Genomic DNA, 16,332 nt, shown 5'->3' on the forward strand with positions numbered 1-16,332 from the left:
GGCAATGGAGCATAGACACTCTTGTATTTCAAGAACTTTTACTATAATATTCTAAAAAAACAATGCCTTAATTCTATTTAATACGTCGTTATCAACCGTTGCCATTGACTTTTTGCCATTCTTAAAATATATCTCTACACCATTTTGCTGATACTGTTGATTCACAACAACAATTCGGTCTACAGTGCTTTTATTCAATTCTATCTCAGTTTTACCAAGAAGCCCTTTATGTATTAAAACAATTTTATCGTTCTTCAAGCCTTTTAGCTTAATATCACCATTTTTATAGTCACCTGAAATCACGTTATTACAAGCAATTCCCATTATCGTTACCTCCAATTCATATTTTAAATTATGCTACAATTGTACCATTAATCTCCTAAAAAGTATATCAGCAATTATCTCCATACCATACTTCATCACGCTTGGTTATTATAAGTCTACCGCCTTCGCATTTAACCGTGATGGGTGTCCCCGGAAGAAACTCCAACTCACGCAGCCACTTCCCCTGTAATCGAATTTCAGGAACAACCTCCTGTTGTGCGTACTTCTCGTATACTTTCAAATCTCTATAATCCTTAAAAGCCATAAAACTCCTTTCGTACCTTTTAACCTTTACTTGCTATCGTTAATAGGGTATTCACTTTCCCCTTTATTCTTTGCCCCTGTGTTGCGTTATCAGGAATCATATAGGCATAATTCCACGTTTAAAAGCCTGAAAACGCCTTATTTAAAGCCACTTTTACACGAACCCTATCGTTGACTTGTATCGGCACTAACGTCCTTTTGTTCATTGCAAATAGAATCAATTCTTTCATATACTTCTTTTTTAACTTCCCACTTTTCTGTTACATTTTCAATTACTACATCCACATCATTAAGTAATTGATAGTCAGATGAAAATACTATTCTACTGATAATGGTATCTGCGCTTTCAACATCCTTGCCTTTATTAAAAAATGTTTGAAATCTAATATTTTTATATATTTCATTTTTAGAATTCTCTAGAATATCTCCACTAATGTCTATTAAAATTACCTGAAATCCACTCTTTGCAAGACTATGAGCTACACCAACACCCATAACACCAGCACCGATTACTCCAATTTTTTTCATTGCTAACCTCCTAATATTTCTTTAAGCGCTAAACATTTATAGTTAATTTTCTATTAACTTTCTACGTTCTGTCATGGAAATACCATCAAATCCCCATGCATCTGGATTAAGCTCATCTAAAATGAAATAATTAGCTTCTTCATTGTTTCCTAAGACTTCTGCTAACAATTCTTTTGTTGCTTTCATCATTTTAGAAATTTCTTCAGCATCTGTAGTACCTTTAGAAACTTTAATATTTACAAAAGATACTGCTTTTTTATCAGCTGATTGTTCTAAAGTTTCTCCACCAATAGACCACTGATTTGCTGAGAGTTCGTCTAAAGTTATAACAGTTAAGCTTTTTTCCCTACCCATAACGGTAACTACTAAATCTGTTAAGCCTTCAATGATTTTTTTCTGCTGTTCTAATGATGTTTGTTCTTTAACTAGCTTCACATTAATATACGGCATAAACCTACCTCTTTCTTTAATATAATCTACATAATGTATACTTATTAATTTTCGTCAATTTTTATTAATTATTTACATATTGTTTATTAATTTCATGTAATTTTTGCTTTATTTTTAGCATTTGCCCATTAAACCTGAAATTTTGATTATTTTTGTCATACTTTTTTTGTTTTACACAAACCAATTTGTAACTTTTTTTACTATTTGTAAATAAATTTAAAATCATTCTCAAAATATTTTTCAAAAGAATTGCTCTAGCTAATGATGGAATTATCCTTAAGTTAAATATTTCCAAAAACTAACAACTAAGTTATAACTTTATCACTACTGACTTATAACTTGGATTCTGGATATGGGTATCTATATAAGACTAAGAATTTTAAGTTTAAACTAAAATCATATTGATTAATTACAGTTTTAATAGTAAAATAAAGCTATGTGTTGTACGTATAAGTTTTTTATTTTGTCCGAATGCTATTTTTTACAAACTGATAAGATTGAAAATTCTCGCTGTATCAACACATTAAGAAATCAACAATTATACATAATTCCGCCACTACTAACAGTAGTACCAATGCAAAATCTCTTTTGAAGATAATGTTGTACGTACATGTTTGGAGATTCTCTACTATATTTATAATACGTAGTTAGAAATGTTTTAAAAAATCATAAATTCACATAATATAAATATCAATATTACAATATTTTATGGAGGAATAAAAATTGAGTATTTCAATAAATAATATCAAAGATTCCATTGTCAACGGAAAAACAGTACTTGGTATCGAACTTGGTTCAACCAGAATTAAAGCAGTTTTAATTGGTGAAGATAACACACCAATCGCTTCAGGTAGCCATGAATGGGAAAATAGCTATATTAACAATATCTGGACCTACAGCTTAGATGATGTATGGAAAGGAATACAAGATAGTTATCAAAATATGGCTAACGATGTAAAGACTCAATATGGAGTAACCCTTGAAACTATTGGTGCAATCGGTTTTAGTGCTATGATGCACGGTTATATGGTTTTCAACAAAGAAGGAGAACTTCTAGTACCATTCCGTACATGGCGTAATACAATTACAGAAAAAGCTTCAGAAGAATTAACTAAACTTTTCAACTATCATATACCTCAAAGATGGAGTATTGCTCATCTTTACCAAGCTATCTTAAATGGTGAAGAGCACGTAGCTGATATAACCTTCCAAACAACTTTAGAAGGTTATGTACATTGGAAATTAACAGGTGAAAAAGTTCTAGGTGTTGGTGAAGCATCAGGAATGTTCCCTATCGATATAGAAACAAAAAACTATAATAAAAATATGATTAATCAATTTAATGAATTAATCGCTAGTAAGAATTTCTCATGGAAACTTGAAGACATAATGCCAAAGGTTCTATTAGCTGGTGACAATGCTGGTGTTCTTACAGAAGAAGGCGCAAAACTTCTTGACGTTACTGGTAACCTAAAAGCAGGTATTCCACTTTGTCCTCCAGAAGGTGATGCAGGAACAGGCATGGTTGCAACTAACAGTATTGCAAAACGTACTGGTAATGTTTCAGCAGGAACTTCTGTATTTTCAATGATCGTTCTTGAAAAAGACTTAACAAAAGCATACGATGAAATAGATTTAGTTACAACTCCTACTGGTAACCTTGTAGCTATGGTTCACTGTAACAACTGCACTTCTGATCTTAATGCTTGGGTAAACATATTCAAAGAATTTTCTGAAGCTATGGGTATGAAAGTGGACATGGACACCTTATTTGGAACCCTATATAATAAAGCACTAGAAGGAGACTCAGATTGCGGCGGATTATTAGCTTATAACTACTTCTCTGGTGAACATATAACTCATTTTGAAGAAGGTCGTCCATTATTTGTACGTTCAGCAGATAGCAAATTTAACTTAGCTAATTTCATGCGTGTACACTTATTTACATCATTAGGTGCATTAAAAACTGGTCTAGATATTCTTCTTAAAGAAGAAGGTGTTAAGGTTGATGAAATGTTAGGTCACGGTGGTTTATTCAAAACTAAAGGCGTAGGACAAAAAATCATGGCTGCAGCTATAAATGCTCCTGTTTCTGTTATGGAAACTGCTGGTGAAGGCGGTGCATGGGGAATGGCAATACTTGCTTCTTACATGCTTAACAAAGCTGAAAATGAAACATTAGATGATTACTTAACACAAAAAGTATTTGCAGGAAAAACTGGTTCAAAGATAGACCCAGCTTCTGAAGATGTAAAAGGCTTTGATGAATTCATGAAGCGTTACACTAAGGGACTTTCTATTGAAAGAGCTGCTGTAGATAATCTTAAATAGTATCAAGTAGAAAAAGCACACATCCCATGAGGATTAGTGTGCTTTTTCACATCATTTAGTGAGTAATTTTTAAAACAAACTTAAAAATACCATTTATATGTATGTACCTATTTTTTTATGTTATAATTCAATTACTGTTTCCGAGTCGAAATAATCAACAAATTCTCTAGTATTACTATAAGCTAGATCTATTTTATAAAACTTAGCCATTTTATATAAACCTTTATTTATTGTATCTATACTATTACTGCCTAACCCTATAATAAGATCTTCTTTAATTTTTTCAAATTCTTGACGTTGTCTACGTAATGTATCAATGACTACAATGTCAAAATCATCTGTTGCATCTTTAATTTCCTTGATTCTCTCATCAAAAATTTCAATAATTCTATCTCTACGTTTTTCTGACTTAGTACTAAATAAGTCGACCTTATCAAGTAAGTACATAAACAATGCAGAGGCGATACCAGATAACATAGTTGATAAAACAACCGACCAAGGCTCACCTATACCAATCTTATTCAAAAGTGCTTCTATTCCAATACCAGCTATTGCAATTACACTACCTCCAATAATCTTAATAATTGCATCACCCTTTTGTGATGGTGTCATTTCCTTTGCATCTTTTCCAAAGAGTATCTTCGCTGATTGTACAAATATCTTAATACCTTCTTTGATTAGTTTCAATACCTGTTTAAACATTCCAACAAATAGACTAATAATACCTTCAATTAGAGATGAAATAAATCCTTTTATAAAACCTAAAACGCTATCACCTAGAAATTCCTTAGCATTCTTAAGTACATACTCCTTTACTCTTCCAAATCTAATTTTTAAAGCGTCTATTGTAGAATCTGCTCCAACACCTTCAATCATGCCATTTTTAATAATGTCCTTCAATTCAAAATATAAAGGCTTAACAATAAAAAGTATTACATTTCCTACTGCATACTCTTTAGCTTGATCTGCTGCATTCCCAATGGCAGTACCGTAGATTTCTTTTGTTTTATATTTACTTAATTCTTCATCTATTTTTGCTCTTTCTTCGCTTGTCAGACTACTTCCTTTTTTCTCCTCAGCTTCAGCATACGCTGATTTTCTATCCTTTCTATCTGCAATTCCTTTTCCAGTTAAATTTTTAACCACAGTCTCATTCGTTTGTGAATTGATGCTTCTTTGTGCCTCCTTTTCCATTTGGATCATTCGTGTTTTGGTTTGTCCATCTACTTCAAAATAATCTTTTCCTTCTTTTTTTAATTTTTCTTGTTCATTAATAAAGTTTGAATTACTACTATCTAATTTTCTACCATTAAGAGCAGCTGATGTAAGTGCAAGATTATCATTACTATTTGCTATTCTTTTAATGTCGTCAGTTGATAACGCATAGTTTCCTTTAAATTGCGTATGGATTTGTTTTAATGGCACTATATGGTCAGGCTCTGCTTGATAATCATATTTACCATCATTTCTTCGTTTATCTGGATTATTTCTATATGCATAAAGATTTCTCTCACCTGTATACTCATTACTCAGAAGCTTATTACTACCATTGCTATTAACTGCTTTTTTCTTATAGTTACTCATTGCGTTCTGATTTTCATATGATCCTCTGTCGTATTTATCTCTATTTTCTTTTCCATACTCATAAGTATATTCTCTAGCCTTCTTATATTCGGTATACCCATTAACATTTGTTTCTTTTTGCTCTTGTCCATGGTAAGAAAATTGTTCACATTCATTTAATACTCTTGAAGCAGTAAGCCCTTTTCTTCGCGCAGCTTTCCCTAATGATGTAGCTTCAAGCAGGCCATCTACAATAGACATAAATACTGGTTTTAAAATGCTATCTGTTAAACGCTCTCCACTTTCAAACTCAGCATAAACTTCATCTATGATTTCTTGAGATGATCTTCTATCATATATCTCAAATTCTTGGAGTTTCTTTGTAACTTCAAGTGGTGATGCTTGTGATAATTCTTCCAGCTTTATCCTTCTATCTTCATCCATTTACTTACCTCCTACGCAGCATTGTATGTACTGATAATCTGATCATGCTGTTCCTTCATATTTTTTTGGTATACATTAACAGATGAAGTTTCCTCTAAAGAAAGAATTTGAGCATCTGTCATAGCTTTAAGAATCTTGCTAGATGTAATAATAGCTTCTACTTCTTTTTGTTGGATTACAGGTAATCTCCTTAAGCTCATTTCACTATGAACTAACTTATGAGCAAACTGGATACAACGTAAATATAGAGAATGTACAGAATTATCAAGTCTAACTAATAGTTGCTCGTAAACATTAATTAAAGATTCAAAATAGAACTCTACATTCTTTAATGAAGCTTCAATAGCAGCTAATTTTGCAATTTCTGCATTCATTTTTGCAACTTCTGTATCAATTTTCTTTTCTTCTTCCTTAACTGCATCTAGAGTTTCTTTTGCCTTTTTTCTTGTATAGAAACCGAGTGTACATATAGCTTGGGCAGTTGTTTTAAATTTGTGTTTATTAAAATCTATTTTATATACCTGACTTTTAGTTTTAACAGAATCAAATTTAGTTGCCTCTGCTTTATACTCTTCAATTGAAAAATCTTTGCTTATTTTAATATCCTTGATTTTTTCTAAATTCGTTGCCATTTCAACAAATAACTCTGTTTTAATCTTCGATTTATAATTGTTGATTTTTTTAACACGTTCTTCAATTTGATTAGTTATAGTATCAACATCATCATCGAATCGGTTTCGCCGCTCATTATATCTCTTCGTTATATTCTCATATAATTTTTCTGCCTCCTGAAACTTATCTTTTCCAGTAAACCCATTCCAGGTATTTGTCACTTTCTCCTTTGCTGTATAAAAACTTTTCTTTACTTTGTGAACTGCATTAACTGCTTTTCCTTTTACCCATCCACAAAAACCACCAAATAACCCCATACGAACTCCTCCTATCTGTTATTTATATACTCATAACCCTCTTTTAATAAATCATTAAAATCTTCAACCCATCGAACCATCTTACGAATTTCAGTATTACGAAATCCCCAATCGATCCCCAACTTTTCAATCCATTTCCGCTCATTCTCATCAACTTCTTCATCTGCATCTAGCACACCTGCTAGTTCAATGATAATGGCCTTTTTTACCTTTTTAGTACTTGCTTGAAATACCGTTACAAGTTGATTATAATCTTTACCTACTAACTCATAATCTTGCAACCCTGTTTCCATTTTATAAGTTTGAAAAACTGCTTTTTCACTTTCCTTAATTATCCCATTGATATTCATAGCAATTAATGCTAATTCTAAAAAGTCCTTGCTTTCTCTTTCATTTAACATATTCAAAAACATATTTACTCCTCCATTTATTATATTTTTCTGCCGTTTACATCAAATTTAGAAATTTCTGTTACTAGCATTCCATTCCTTTTTACTTTTTCTTTTCTCTCTTTAACTTGTCCATTTGGATAATAAGAGTTTTCTATTACAACTTCACCTTGCTTATCATAATTTCTACTTAATAAAATACTTCCATTAGAATCATAATCAGCACTAAACACCTTCCGTCCTGATTGTTGCATCTCGCTATATTTTAAAACATCATTATTAAATGTATTAAATACTGTTATTCCACTTTCAGCATCGTATATTTTTTCCTTCCTATTAGGATCTTGCTTAGTGGTTGCTACTTCATTTTTATAAATCGCCTGCTGACTTGTAAATTCCTTGAACATTTTAACTATATCATTTAGTGTTAAGATTTGAGTTTCGATATTTCTTATTTTACTAGCAACTTCTTCTTGCTTAAAACCAATATTTTTAGTACTTAAAGCTAATTCTTTATCTTTTTGAATCACCTGGTGTAACATATCATAAAATTTATCAACATCCTTGAGTCCATTTTCTTCGATACCTTTTACTATGGATAATGACTTTGATATGCTTACATCTAACTTATCAGTTTTATCGCTTAGCGTTTCAGATAACTTTGTAATTTGCTGATATATATTATTAAAATTATCGTTTGAAATTTGATTTTTCTTATCTTTATCTGCACTTATCGATTCTTTAACTCCATTAATTGATTTACCTATTTCGTTGATAACTTCTTTTTGAAGTAATCCAAGTTGACTTTGGAACTTATCTATAGCTTGTTCTACAACACCTTGACGTTCCTTTTCCTTTTCAATCAGATTATAAATTAACTGGCTAATCTTGCATTGTTGATTCTTAACATTTGATATTTCATCAGCCATTATGTTATTAACTGCACTTGAAGATTCATTAATCTTATCTTCAATCTCTTTAATTCCTGCTTGGACAATACCGTTAGTAACAGCTAAAAGTTCCCGCAGGTTCTTATAGCTTTCTTTATTTGAGTTTTCTAACTTAGTAAATATTTCACTTTGCTTTAATACAATCAATGAAATAATTGTATCTTTAGTCGTTTCAAGTGTTTTTGCAACCATAGTTGTATTTTCATCAATTTTATATCCTGTTTGAATAGATACATTATTTATTACTTCTACTAATGAATCATTACTTTGCTTAGCAAATTCAATAATATCTCCATTACCCTTATTAATCTTATTAGTCACAACTTCTGCTACTTTCTCTATTTGACTAGATATTTTTTCGTGATTGTTATTTGTGGTTGTATTTGTGTTATTGATAATTTTATTAAATACTTCTTCTAATTGCTTATGATTTGACTCAATGCCATTAGCCATTACTTCTGCTTGCTCATTTAACTTATTCATAGTCTGAACTAACATATCTTGTAATATTTCAACTAACTTCTCTTTGTTCTGTCCAGCTTTATCAATCAATTCTCTCTTATCCTGATTTAATTGCGTTACTATTAGTTCTACTATTACTTTAAGATGTTCATTTAATTTTTCATGCTTGCTATTCATGATAGAATTTGTATTTTCAATAATCCTATCTGAAACCTCTTCAATTTGTTTCTTTCTAACAAAGTCTTGTTCATTAATTACATCTTCAATTCTTGTTAAATTACTATTGAACTCAAATGCTTCTTTATCAATATTTTCTACTATTGAAACTTTCACTTGCTCAAGTTGTTCAATCATACCATTATGATTTTCACTCACTTTGTTAAATACTTTATCTATAAGTTCCATTTCATTATTATGTCTATCAACAAACACTCTGTAAATCTCATCAATAACATACTTCTTATTATGATTTGATATATTAACAGTTTCTTCTCTCATCACTTTCAACTCAACCGCTAAGTCATTTGCCACTTTACTTATACTTTCACTCAATTCACCCTGTTTATCATCATAAGTACTTTTTATACCCTTAAAATACTCATATATAGACTTACTTATTTTTTCATTTTTATCAATAATTGTTGTTTCTACTCTAGTGAATCCCTCTACACTATTATCAAATAACTTTTTAATATCATTCTGTAAAATAAGCAGATTATTTTGACTTTTTTCCATCTGCCTAGAAAACTTGTTTAAAATAAGTTGTTCAGCCTTATCTGACTTTTCAGTTATTAGATGTGCTAGTTCTTCAGCTTTCAATTCAACTAAGTTATTACTATTCTCAAAAGCCCTATTCATTATATTATTGGTATGTGCGATCGCTTCATTTGTTTCTTTTGCTAACTTATCCGCATTTTCAAGAAGTTTCTTAGTTTTATCCTCAATATTCTCATTTGTACTCTTAATTTGCAAATCTATCTCATTCTTAAGTTCCGACTTATAATCAGAAACTTTTAATGATAATTCTATATATTTAGCTTCTAAATCTTTTTTTGATTTCTCTGATAGTTCTTTAATATATTCCTCAAAATTACTCAGTCTGTTAAAAACTTCAGTTTGATTTGTTTCTAGGTAACTTTTATACTTACTGTATGTATACATATAAAACACACTAATATAATATACCCCTGTGCTCAAAAGCATTAAAGAAATTACTATATGGCACCAAAAGGGTGCATATTTCGTTACTACTGTACTATTTAAAATTTCAATACTACATATAACTCCAATCCAACAGTACCACAACCGCCATGTCTGCTGGATTTTTCTATTAATCCACTTTATTAATTTATCCATTTTGTACCTCCCTATTATATTTATAAAGAGCTAACCTTCAACTAGCTTGCTTTAGTTAGAACTTATATATTTTTAGATTTACATTATATCTACCTCTCAACTTACATTATACCATAAATATACAAAATTTTTACTTATAAATCATATTCAGCCAACAAAAAAACACCCCATAAGAACCACAGCAAACCACTGCAACTTCTTATAAGGTGTAACTTAATACATGTTATATTATATTTTCTTATAACAAACTTTTTCATTGATAATTATAAGAGATTTTCTTTTGACCCATCAGTGATAATTACTCTTTTTCAAAAGCAACTTGCTCTTGCTCTTGGAACTTCTCTGCCTTTTTAATCAATATCTTATTAACTCTTTTTCTATCACATTTTAATATGATGAATTCAAATCCATCATGAATTATTTTCTCATTAACCTGTGGATAAGATTTTAATTGAGCATAGATCCAGCCACCAATAGTATCGATATTTTCATCAGAAATATCTGCTCCTATCATATCGTTAATGTCCTCAAGAAGTACTTTTCCATCAACAATGAACTTCCCTTCTTCTATCTCACTAACCTCTTCACCTTCTTCATCATCAAACTCATCTTGGATTTCACCAACAATCTCTTCTAAGATATCTTCAACAGTTACAAGACCAGCTGTCCCACCGTATTCATCGATGATAATCGCCATTTGAGCCTTTTCCTTTTGCAAAATTTTAAACAATTCACTTATTGAAAGAGATTCTGGAACAAATTTAATTTCACGAATAATTTCTTCTATATTTTCGTTATTCCCTTGAATTCTTTGTTTGTACAAATCCTTGATATGAATAAATCCAATAACATTATCCTTACTTTCTCTACATACAGGATATCTTGTTAATTGCTCATTCAAGGTTGTTTCTATAATTTCATCAAAAGAGTCTTCTATAAATATACATTCCATATCCGTTCGAGGTATCATTATATCTTTAACGATTTTCTCAGAAAAATCAAATATATTATCAACAAAAGTTAACTCTGTTTGATCTATCAAGCCATGCTTATAGCTTTCCTCAACAAGAATTTTTATTTCTTCATCGGTATGAGCTTCATCATGCTCATCCACCTGAGACATTCCAAAGGCTTTAAGAATTAAGTTGGTGCTATGATTAAATGCCCACATTATCGGATAAGTTACCTTATAAAACATTATTAACGGTAATGCTGTATATGTTGCTATCTTTTCAGCAGTTATAATCGCCAATGACTTTGGTACTAATTCACCTAGGACTATATGAAACCCTGTTATAATTGAAAACCCTAGCACAAAGGAAACCGAATGAGCTGTTCCTTCTGATAAATCTAAAAGCTGAAATAGTGGCATTACTAACTTTGCTACGGCAGGTTCTCCTATCCATCCTAATCCAAGAGACGCCAGTGTTATTCCTAATTGGCAGGCAGATAGATATGAGTTTAAATCGTTAACTACCTTTATAGTATGTTTTGCACTTTTCTTGCCCTCAAGTATCAGCGTTTCTATTCTAGATCTTCTTACTTTTACCATTGCAAATTCTGTTGCAACAAAGAAACCATTCATGAACACCAGCAGAATTACAATAATAATATTAATAAAAATAATCATTCTCCAAAACCTTTCATTTATTGTAAATTGTATTATTAACCATTATATCATATCCATTTTAAAAATTTCATTAAAAAATTAATTTCATATATATTTCTTCCTATTAATGAAATCTGTAGCACCAATATAAGATGCTACAGATTTACTATTATTCATACATTGCAATATTCTATAAAGCAGAATATATTAATCCAGAAATATTTTTTAATGCTGCGCGTTTATCAACTGCACCAATTTCATAGGCAACTCTAGGCATTCCATAGACAACACTAGATTGCTCATCCTGACCTATAGTTTTTGCCCCCTTTTGTTTCATTTTTAAAAGTCCCTGAGCTCCATCACTGCCCATACCTGTTAATATAACTCCTACTGCTTTACTTCCCGCTACTTCTGCTACAGAGTTAAACAATACATCTACTGATGGACAATGACCGTTTACTTTTTCTCCGTTAACACATTCTACAAAATAATTGTTTCCTCTTTTAATCAACCGCATATGCTTATTGCCTGGAGCAATTAAGACTCTTCCTGGAATTACAGCATCAAGATTTTCAGCTTCTTTCACTTCCATATGACAAAGATTATTTAATCTATCTGCATACATTTTTGTAAACACTGGTGGCATATGCTGAGTTATTACTACTGGTGGCATATCTCTAGAAAAATCCTTTAACACTTCTAAAATTGCCTCTGTGCCACCAGTTGATGCACCAATAGCAATTATTTTATTGCTATTTCTTAAGTTAGGTCCATTTGTAGATCTTTCATTTATTATATGGCGTTTAAAATGTCCTACTTTAGCCGTCGATGCAATTTTAATTTTTATAATCAATTCATTTATAAAAGCTTCTCTATTAATGGACATCCCTTCATTTATCTTTGTGACAAAATCTACTGCACCAGCATCTAAAGCTTCAAAAACATTTTCACTTACTGAACTTACTACAACTACAGGAATAGGATATTGAGGCATAAGCCTTCTTAAAAACTCTATGCCATTCATCTTCGGCATCTCTACATCTAAGGTCATAACATCTGGCTCAAAATCAACTATTTTATCTCTTGCTTCATAAGCATCTCTTGCAGTTGCAACTACCTCTATTCCATTATCAGCAGCTATACCTCTAGCAATTAGTTCTCTTAAAAATAATGAATCATCAACAACCAATACTCTAATCTTTTTTGAAACCTTCACACCACTCTATCCTTTCCTGTAAATTGCTGGCATAACATACTTGTAATCTGTCTCTTCTTTATTTATAGCTTCAGAATGTCCTATAAATAAGTATCCTCCACTTTTGGTGCTATTATAAAATTTATTTATCAATTGCTCCTTTGTTTTTTGATCAAAATATATCATTACATTTCTGCAGAATATAATATCGAACTTACTTTTAAATGAAAAAACCTCATTCATTAAATTAAAATTTCTATATATAACTTCATCTCGTATTTCTTTAGAGATTTGATAACTTTCTTTTCCAACCTTCGCAAAATATTTCATAATCCAATACTTCGGTACTGAACCCATAGCTTCTGCCGGATAAATTCCATTTTCCGCTACCTCCAATACCTTTTGTGATATATCTGTTGCTAATATTTTTGTGTCCCACATAAATTTTGACTTTCCAAAATAATCTGCTATTATCATTGCTAAGGTATAAGGTTCCTCACCACTAGAACAGCCTGCACTCCAGATTCTCAAATCTCTATCTGTACACTCCTTCTCTAAATAAGGTAGGATAATATTCTTAAAATAATCGAAATGATCCTTTTCCCTCATAAAAAAGGTATGATTGGTAGTAAGTCTATTTATAAGATTTCTAACCTCTTTTCCTGAAGCATCTTGAAAAATAAAGTTTAAGTAATCGTGAAAATTATTAAAACCCTTTTCTACAATCATGTTGCTAAGACGCCCTTCAATAAGAAGCCTTTTTTTTGTAAGGTCTATTCCATAATCCTTTTTTATATAATCTGTAAGCTCTTTAAAATCATGTTCCTTCAAAGTTAACATTTCTCTACCTCTAAATTTTACCCTAGGTCACTTTTTGATATTTAAGTGATATACGTTCCATTATTGAAACTTCATCAAAAATCTATGGACATATTGAGAAATCAATATAATCTGTGAAGATTCTTGATAGAAACTTATTTAATATAACTTTTAAACTATAACATTATATTTCCTCATCAATTAGTATTTACCGAAATCCTTGCTATCTAAGGATATCTTTGGTTTGCCTTTTGTTGCCATTGATTCAGTATGTTCTGGTAAACTATGTTTAGCTTTATTGAACTCTGAATCAAAAGATATTCCCTTATAAGCTACTGATGAACCTCGTTTTAGTTTAAATCTTCCTATCATATTTTTAAGCATCATTGCTTGGCTTGAAAGTTCTTCGCTAGCTGTTGCACTTTGTTCAGCTGTTGATGAATTTGTTTGTACAACATCTGAAACTTGTTCTATACCCTTATTTATTTGTGCTATGGCAGTTGCTTGTTCATTGGAAGCTGTTGCTATATCTCCAACTAAGGTTGCTGCCTTAGTTACTTCAGAAACTATTTGATCAAGAGATTCTGCAGTACTATTTGCAATTTTTGTTCCAATTTCTACTTTTCTAATAGAACCTTCTATTAGGTCTGTAGTTTCCTTAGCTGCATTAGCACTTCTCTCTGCAAGATTTCTTACTTCCTCTGCTACAACTGCAAAACCCTTACCATGTTGTCCTGCCCTAGCTGCTTCAACTGCTGCATTTAAGGCTAATATGTTGGTTTGGAAAGCAATATCATCAATTACTTTAATTATTTTCGAGATATTTGCAGAAGACTCATTGATTTCTTCCATAGACTTAAGCATCTCTTTCATATGAGAATTTCCAAGTTCAGCTCCTTTTTTCGCATTAAGAGCAAGTTCATTGGCCTGGCTAGCATTTATAGCATTTTGCTTTGTTTGAGCTGCTACTTCTCCAATAGACGATGTTAATTCCTCTATTGAACTTGCTTGTTCTGTAGTCCCTTGTGAAAGAGTTTGACTTCCTTCAGAAACCTGACTGGATCCTGTTGAAACTTGATCTGCAGCGTTGTTTATCTCTTTAAATATTTCATTGAAAGATTCAATTATAAGATTTAGAGCTTCCTTAATCTGAGCAAAGTCCCCTTTATATTCGTTATTTATGGACAACTCAAGATTTGAGTTAGACATTTCGTTTAAAACTTCTGAAATTTCTGATATATAAGAAGCTAAAGCATCTATAGTTTCATTTAATGCATTTTTGATATCAGCATGATCTCCTTTATAATTTCCTACAACATGTCCTTTTAAATTTCCATTAGACATTTCTTGTAGTACTTTTGAAGCTTCCTTAACAGGTTCAATAATAGCATCTAAAGTACCGTTTACCCCTTCAACTATCATTTTAAATTCTCCACCATGTTTGTTTGCATCAGCTCTTATTGATAATTTTCCTTCTACTGCTGCCTTTGATAGCATATTAACATCTACAACCAATCCATTTATTGCATCTATACAAGTATTTAAGTTATTCTTCATTTCGTTGAAGTCGCCATTATAAGTATCAGTTATTTTTGGTGGTATGTCCCCTTTGCTTATTCTATCTATATACTCTGCATTTAAATTTATAGGTCTTATAAAAGCTTCAATGATGTTATTTATTCCTACTACAAGCTTACTCCACTCCCCATTGTAATTTGCAAAAATCACCTCTTATACGCAACTTGCCTTCTTGTATTGCATTTATAAGTTTTCTTATCTCAGTTAGCAATTCTTCAATGGTTTTTGCCATCAATACTATATTTTTTCCAAGGACATCCTTATCTGATTTAGCAGATAGATTAATATTCAAATCACCAGACGCTATTTTCTCTACAGCATTTACTTGTTCATTGATATTCTCTGTCATTTTTTTAAAGGCTGACATTAAATCACCTATCTCATCTTTTGTAATATTTTCAATATTAATGTCTATATCTCCAACAGCAATTCTATTAGAATAATCGACCAACTTACTTATAGGTTTGGTAATAGCCCTTGAAATTAATACACCTAGTCCAATAGCTGCTAAAACTCCAAGAATCATAATTATTATCATTAAACTTGTTGCAGAGCTTGCCATTGCAGCGTTATCATTTGCAGTTGTTTTGGCAAGACTCTCCTTCATATCGATAATTTCAGCTAAATTCTCGTCAACTGCTGCATTAGCTTTAACGCCCTCGCCTTTAATTATGTCAAAAGCCTGTTGATCTTTATTTTCCTTTTTCAGTTGAATTATTTGTGAAACTAGCTGCTCAAAATACGTCATAGATTTATCTAGCTTCTCACACAATGCTTTTCCTTCATTTGTATGCACTGTTTCTTGAAAAGCAAGATAATTTTTACTGAAGTTCTCTTTATCAGTATTATACTTTGTTTCATATTCTGGTATGGCATTTGCATTGCTAGCCAAAAGTACATCTCTAAGATCTACTCTAATCTTCTGAAAAGATTCAGCCATATTCACAACATTTGACATAGGAGCAGTCATTTCTTTATATAGTTCTGTATCATTGTTACTTATTACCTTTATTCTAGAAATACCAACTATGCCGATTGCAAAAGCAAGAATAGCTACAACAAAAAATCCTGATGTTATTTTAGTACCTAGCTTTAAATTGTTGAAAAAATTCAATAATACCATCTTCCTTCATTATTTCTC

Annotated in this window: 14 protein-coding genes; 1 reads left to right on the forward strand and 13 read right to left on the reverse strand. The window is 31.2% G+C overall.

Annotation, left to right across the window (positions count from 1 at the left end):
- Positions 1 to 51 precede the first annotated feature (51 nt).
- The 4 genes from CLOCEL_RS20095 to CLOCEL_RS20110 all read right to left on the reverse strand — a co-directional run bounded on the left by CLOCEL_RS20095 (position 52) and on the right by CLOCEL_RS20110 (position 1,566).
- A complete protein-coding gene (locus CLOCEL_RS20095; RefSeq protein WP_010074028.1) occupies positions 52 to 324 on the reverse strand; it encodes a hypothetical protein in 273 nt (90 codons plus the stop codon).
- 67 nt (positions 325 to 391) lie between these two features.
- Entirely contained in the window at positions 392 to 589 is a 198-nt protein-coding gene (locus tag CLOCEL_RS20100) for a SymE family type I addiction module toxin (protein ID WP_010074029.1), read from the reverse strand.
- Between the two features lie 164 nt (positions 590 to 753).
- Positions 754 to 1,116 (reverse strand): 3-hydroxyacyl-CoA dehydrogenase family protein, encoded by a 363-nt coding sequence (locus tag CLOCEL_RS20105; protein ID WP_010074030.1) that lies wholly within the window; start codon positions 1,114 to 1,116, stop codon positions 754 to 756.
- A 42-nt stretch (positions 1,117 to 1,158) separates the two neighbouring features.
- On the reverse strand, positions 1,159 to 1,566 hold the full coding sequence (locus CLOCEL_RS20110; RefSeq protein WP_010074031.1) for a tautomerase family protein: 408 nt from the start codon (positions 1,564 to 1,566) through the stop codon (positions 1,159 to 1,161).
- Between the two features lie 723 nt (positions 1,567 to 2,289).
- On the opposite strand from CLOCEL_RS20110, the gene CLOCEL_RS20120 reads away from it, so the two are divergent.
- Positions 2,290 to 3,897 (forward strand): xylulokinase, encoded by a 1,608-nt coding sequence (locus tag CLOCEL_RS20120; protein WP_010074033.1) that lies wholly within the window; start codon positions 2,290 to 2,292, stop codon positions 3,895 to 3,897.
- Positions 3,898 to 4,017: 120 nt separating this feature from the next.
- Here the strand turns inward: CLOCEL_RS20120 and CLOCEL_RS20125 are convergent, their stop codons facing one another.
- From CLOCEL_RS20125 to CLOCEL_RS20165, 9 genes are all read right to left on the reverse strand, one after another.
- Positions 4,018 to 5,904, reverse strand: a complete 1,887-nt coding sequence (locus tag CLOCEL_RS20125; RefSeq protein WP_010074034.1) for a hypothetical protein — start codon at positions 5,902 to 5,904, stop codon at positions 4,018 to 4,020.
- 11 nt (positions 5,905 to 5,915) lie between these two features.
- A complete protein-coding gene (locus tag CLOCEL_RS20130) occupies positions 5,916 to 6,833 on the reverse strand; it encodes a hypothetical protein (protein ID WP_010074035.1) in 918 nt (305 codons plus the stop codon).
- An 11-nt stretch (positions 6,834 to 6,844) separates the two neighbouring features.
- On the reverse strand, positions 6,845 to 7,246 hold the full coding sequence (locus CLOCEL_RS20135; RefSeq protein WP_010074036.1) for a hypothetical protein: 402 nt from the start codon (positions 7,244 to 7,246) through the stop codon (positions 6,845 to 6,847).
- Positions 7,247 to 7,263: 17 nt separating this feature from the next.
- Positions 7,264 to 9,990: a rhoptry family protein gene (locus CLOCEL_RS20140; RefSeq protein ID WP_010074037.1), complete on the reverse strand. Its 2,727-nt coding sequence runs from the start codon at positions 9,988 to 9,990 to the stop codon at positions 7,264 to 7,266.
- Between the two features lie 298 nt (positions 9,991 to 10,288).
- Positions 10,289 to 11,620 carry a hemolysin family protein gene (locus CLOCEL_RS20145; RefSeq protein ID WP_013291960.1) on the reverse strand — a complete coding sequence of 444 codons (1,332 nt, stop codon included), beginning with the start codon at positions 11,618 to 11,620 and terminating at the stop codon, positions 10,289 to 10,291.
- A gap of 169 nt (positions 11,621 to 11,789) precedes the next feature.
- Positions 11,790 to 12,815, reverse strand: a complete 1,026-nt coding sequence (locus CLOCEL_RS20150) for a protein-glutamate methylesterase/protein-glutamine glutaminase (protein ID WP_010074039.1) — start codon at positions 12,813 to 12,815, stop codon at positions 11,790 to 11,792.
- A 6-nt stretch (positions 12,816 to 12,821) separates the two neighbouring features.
- A complete protein-coding gene (locus tag CLOCEL_RS20155) occupies positions 12,822 to 13,634 on the reverse strand; it encodes a CheR family methyltransferase (protein ID WP_010074040.1) in 813 nt (270 codons plus the stop codon).
- Positions 13,635 to 13,814: 180 nt separating this feature from the next.
- Entirely contained in the window at positions 13,815 to 15,341 is a 1,527-nt protein-coding gene (locus CLOCEL_RS20160) for a methyl-accepting chemotaxis protein (RefSeq protein ID WP_010074041.1), read from the reverse strand.
- Positions 15,307 to 16,305 carry an MCP four helix bundle domain-containing protein gene (locus tag CLOCEL_RS20165; RefSeq protein WP_010074042.1) on the reverse strand — a complete coding sequence of 333 codons (999 nt, stop codon included), beginning with the start codon at positions 16,303 to 16,305 and terminating at the stop codon, positions 15,307 to 15,309. The genes CLOCEL_RS20160 and CLOCEL_RS20165 overlap by 35 nt, the downstream gene beginning before the upstream one ends.
- Between the last annotated feature and the right edge of the window lie 27 nt (positions 16,306 to 16,332).

The sequence above is a fragment of the Clostridium cellulovorans 743B genome (genome assembly GCF_000145275.1).
GTDB lineage: Bacteria > Bacillota > Clostridia > Clostridiales > Clostridiaceae > Clostridium_K > Clostridium_K cellulovorans.

Bases quoted from the DNA above. Each gene is read 5' to 3' on its own strand.
- CLOCEL_RS20095 (WP_010074028.1), bottom strand. From the start codon at position 324: ATGGGAATTGCTTGTAATAACGTGATTTCAGGTGACTATAAAAATGGT.
- CLOCEL_RS20100 (WP_010074029.1), bottom strand. From the start codon at position 589: ATGGCTTTTAAGGATTATAGAGATTTGAAAGTATACGAGAAGTACGCA.
- CLOCEL_RS20105 (WP_010074030.1), bottom strand. From the start codon at position 1,116: ATGAAAAAAATTGGAGTAATCGGTGCTGGTGTTATGGGTGTTGGTGTA.
- CLOCEL_RS20110 (WP_010074031.1), bottom strand. From the start codon at position 1,566: ATGCCGTATATTAATGTGAAGCTAGTTAAAGAACAAACATCATTAGAA.
- CLOCEL_RS20125 (WP_010074034.1), bottom strand. From the start codon at position 5,904: ATGGATGAAGATAGAAGGATAAAGCTGGAAGAATTATCACAAGCATCA.
- CLOCEL_RS20130 (WP_010074035.1), bottom strand. From the start codon at position 6,833: ATGGGGTTATTTGGTGGTTTTTGTGGATGGGTAAAAGGAAAAGCAGTT.
- CLOCEL_RS20135 (WP_010074036.1), bottom strand. From the start codon at position 7,246: ATGTTTTTGAATATGTTAAATGAAAGAGAAAGCAAGGACTTTTTAGAA.
- CLOCEL_RS20140 (WP_010074037.1), bottom strand. From the start codon at position 9,990: ATGGATAAATTAATAAAGTGGATTAATAGAAAAATCCAGCAGACATGG.
- CLOCEL_RS20145 (WP_013291960.1), bottom strand. From the start codon at position 11,620: ATGATTATTTTTATTAATATTATTATTGTAATTCTGCTGGTGTTCATG.
- CLOCEL_RS20155 (WP_010074040.1), bottom strand. From the start codon at position 13,634: ATGTTAACTTTGAAGGAACATGATTTTAAAGAGCTTACAGATTATATA.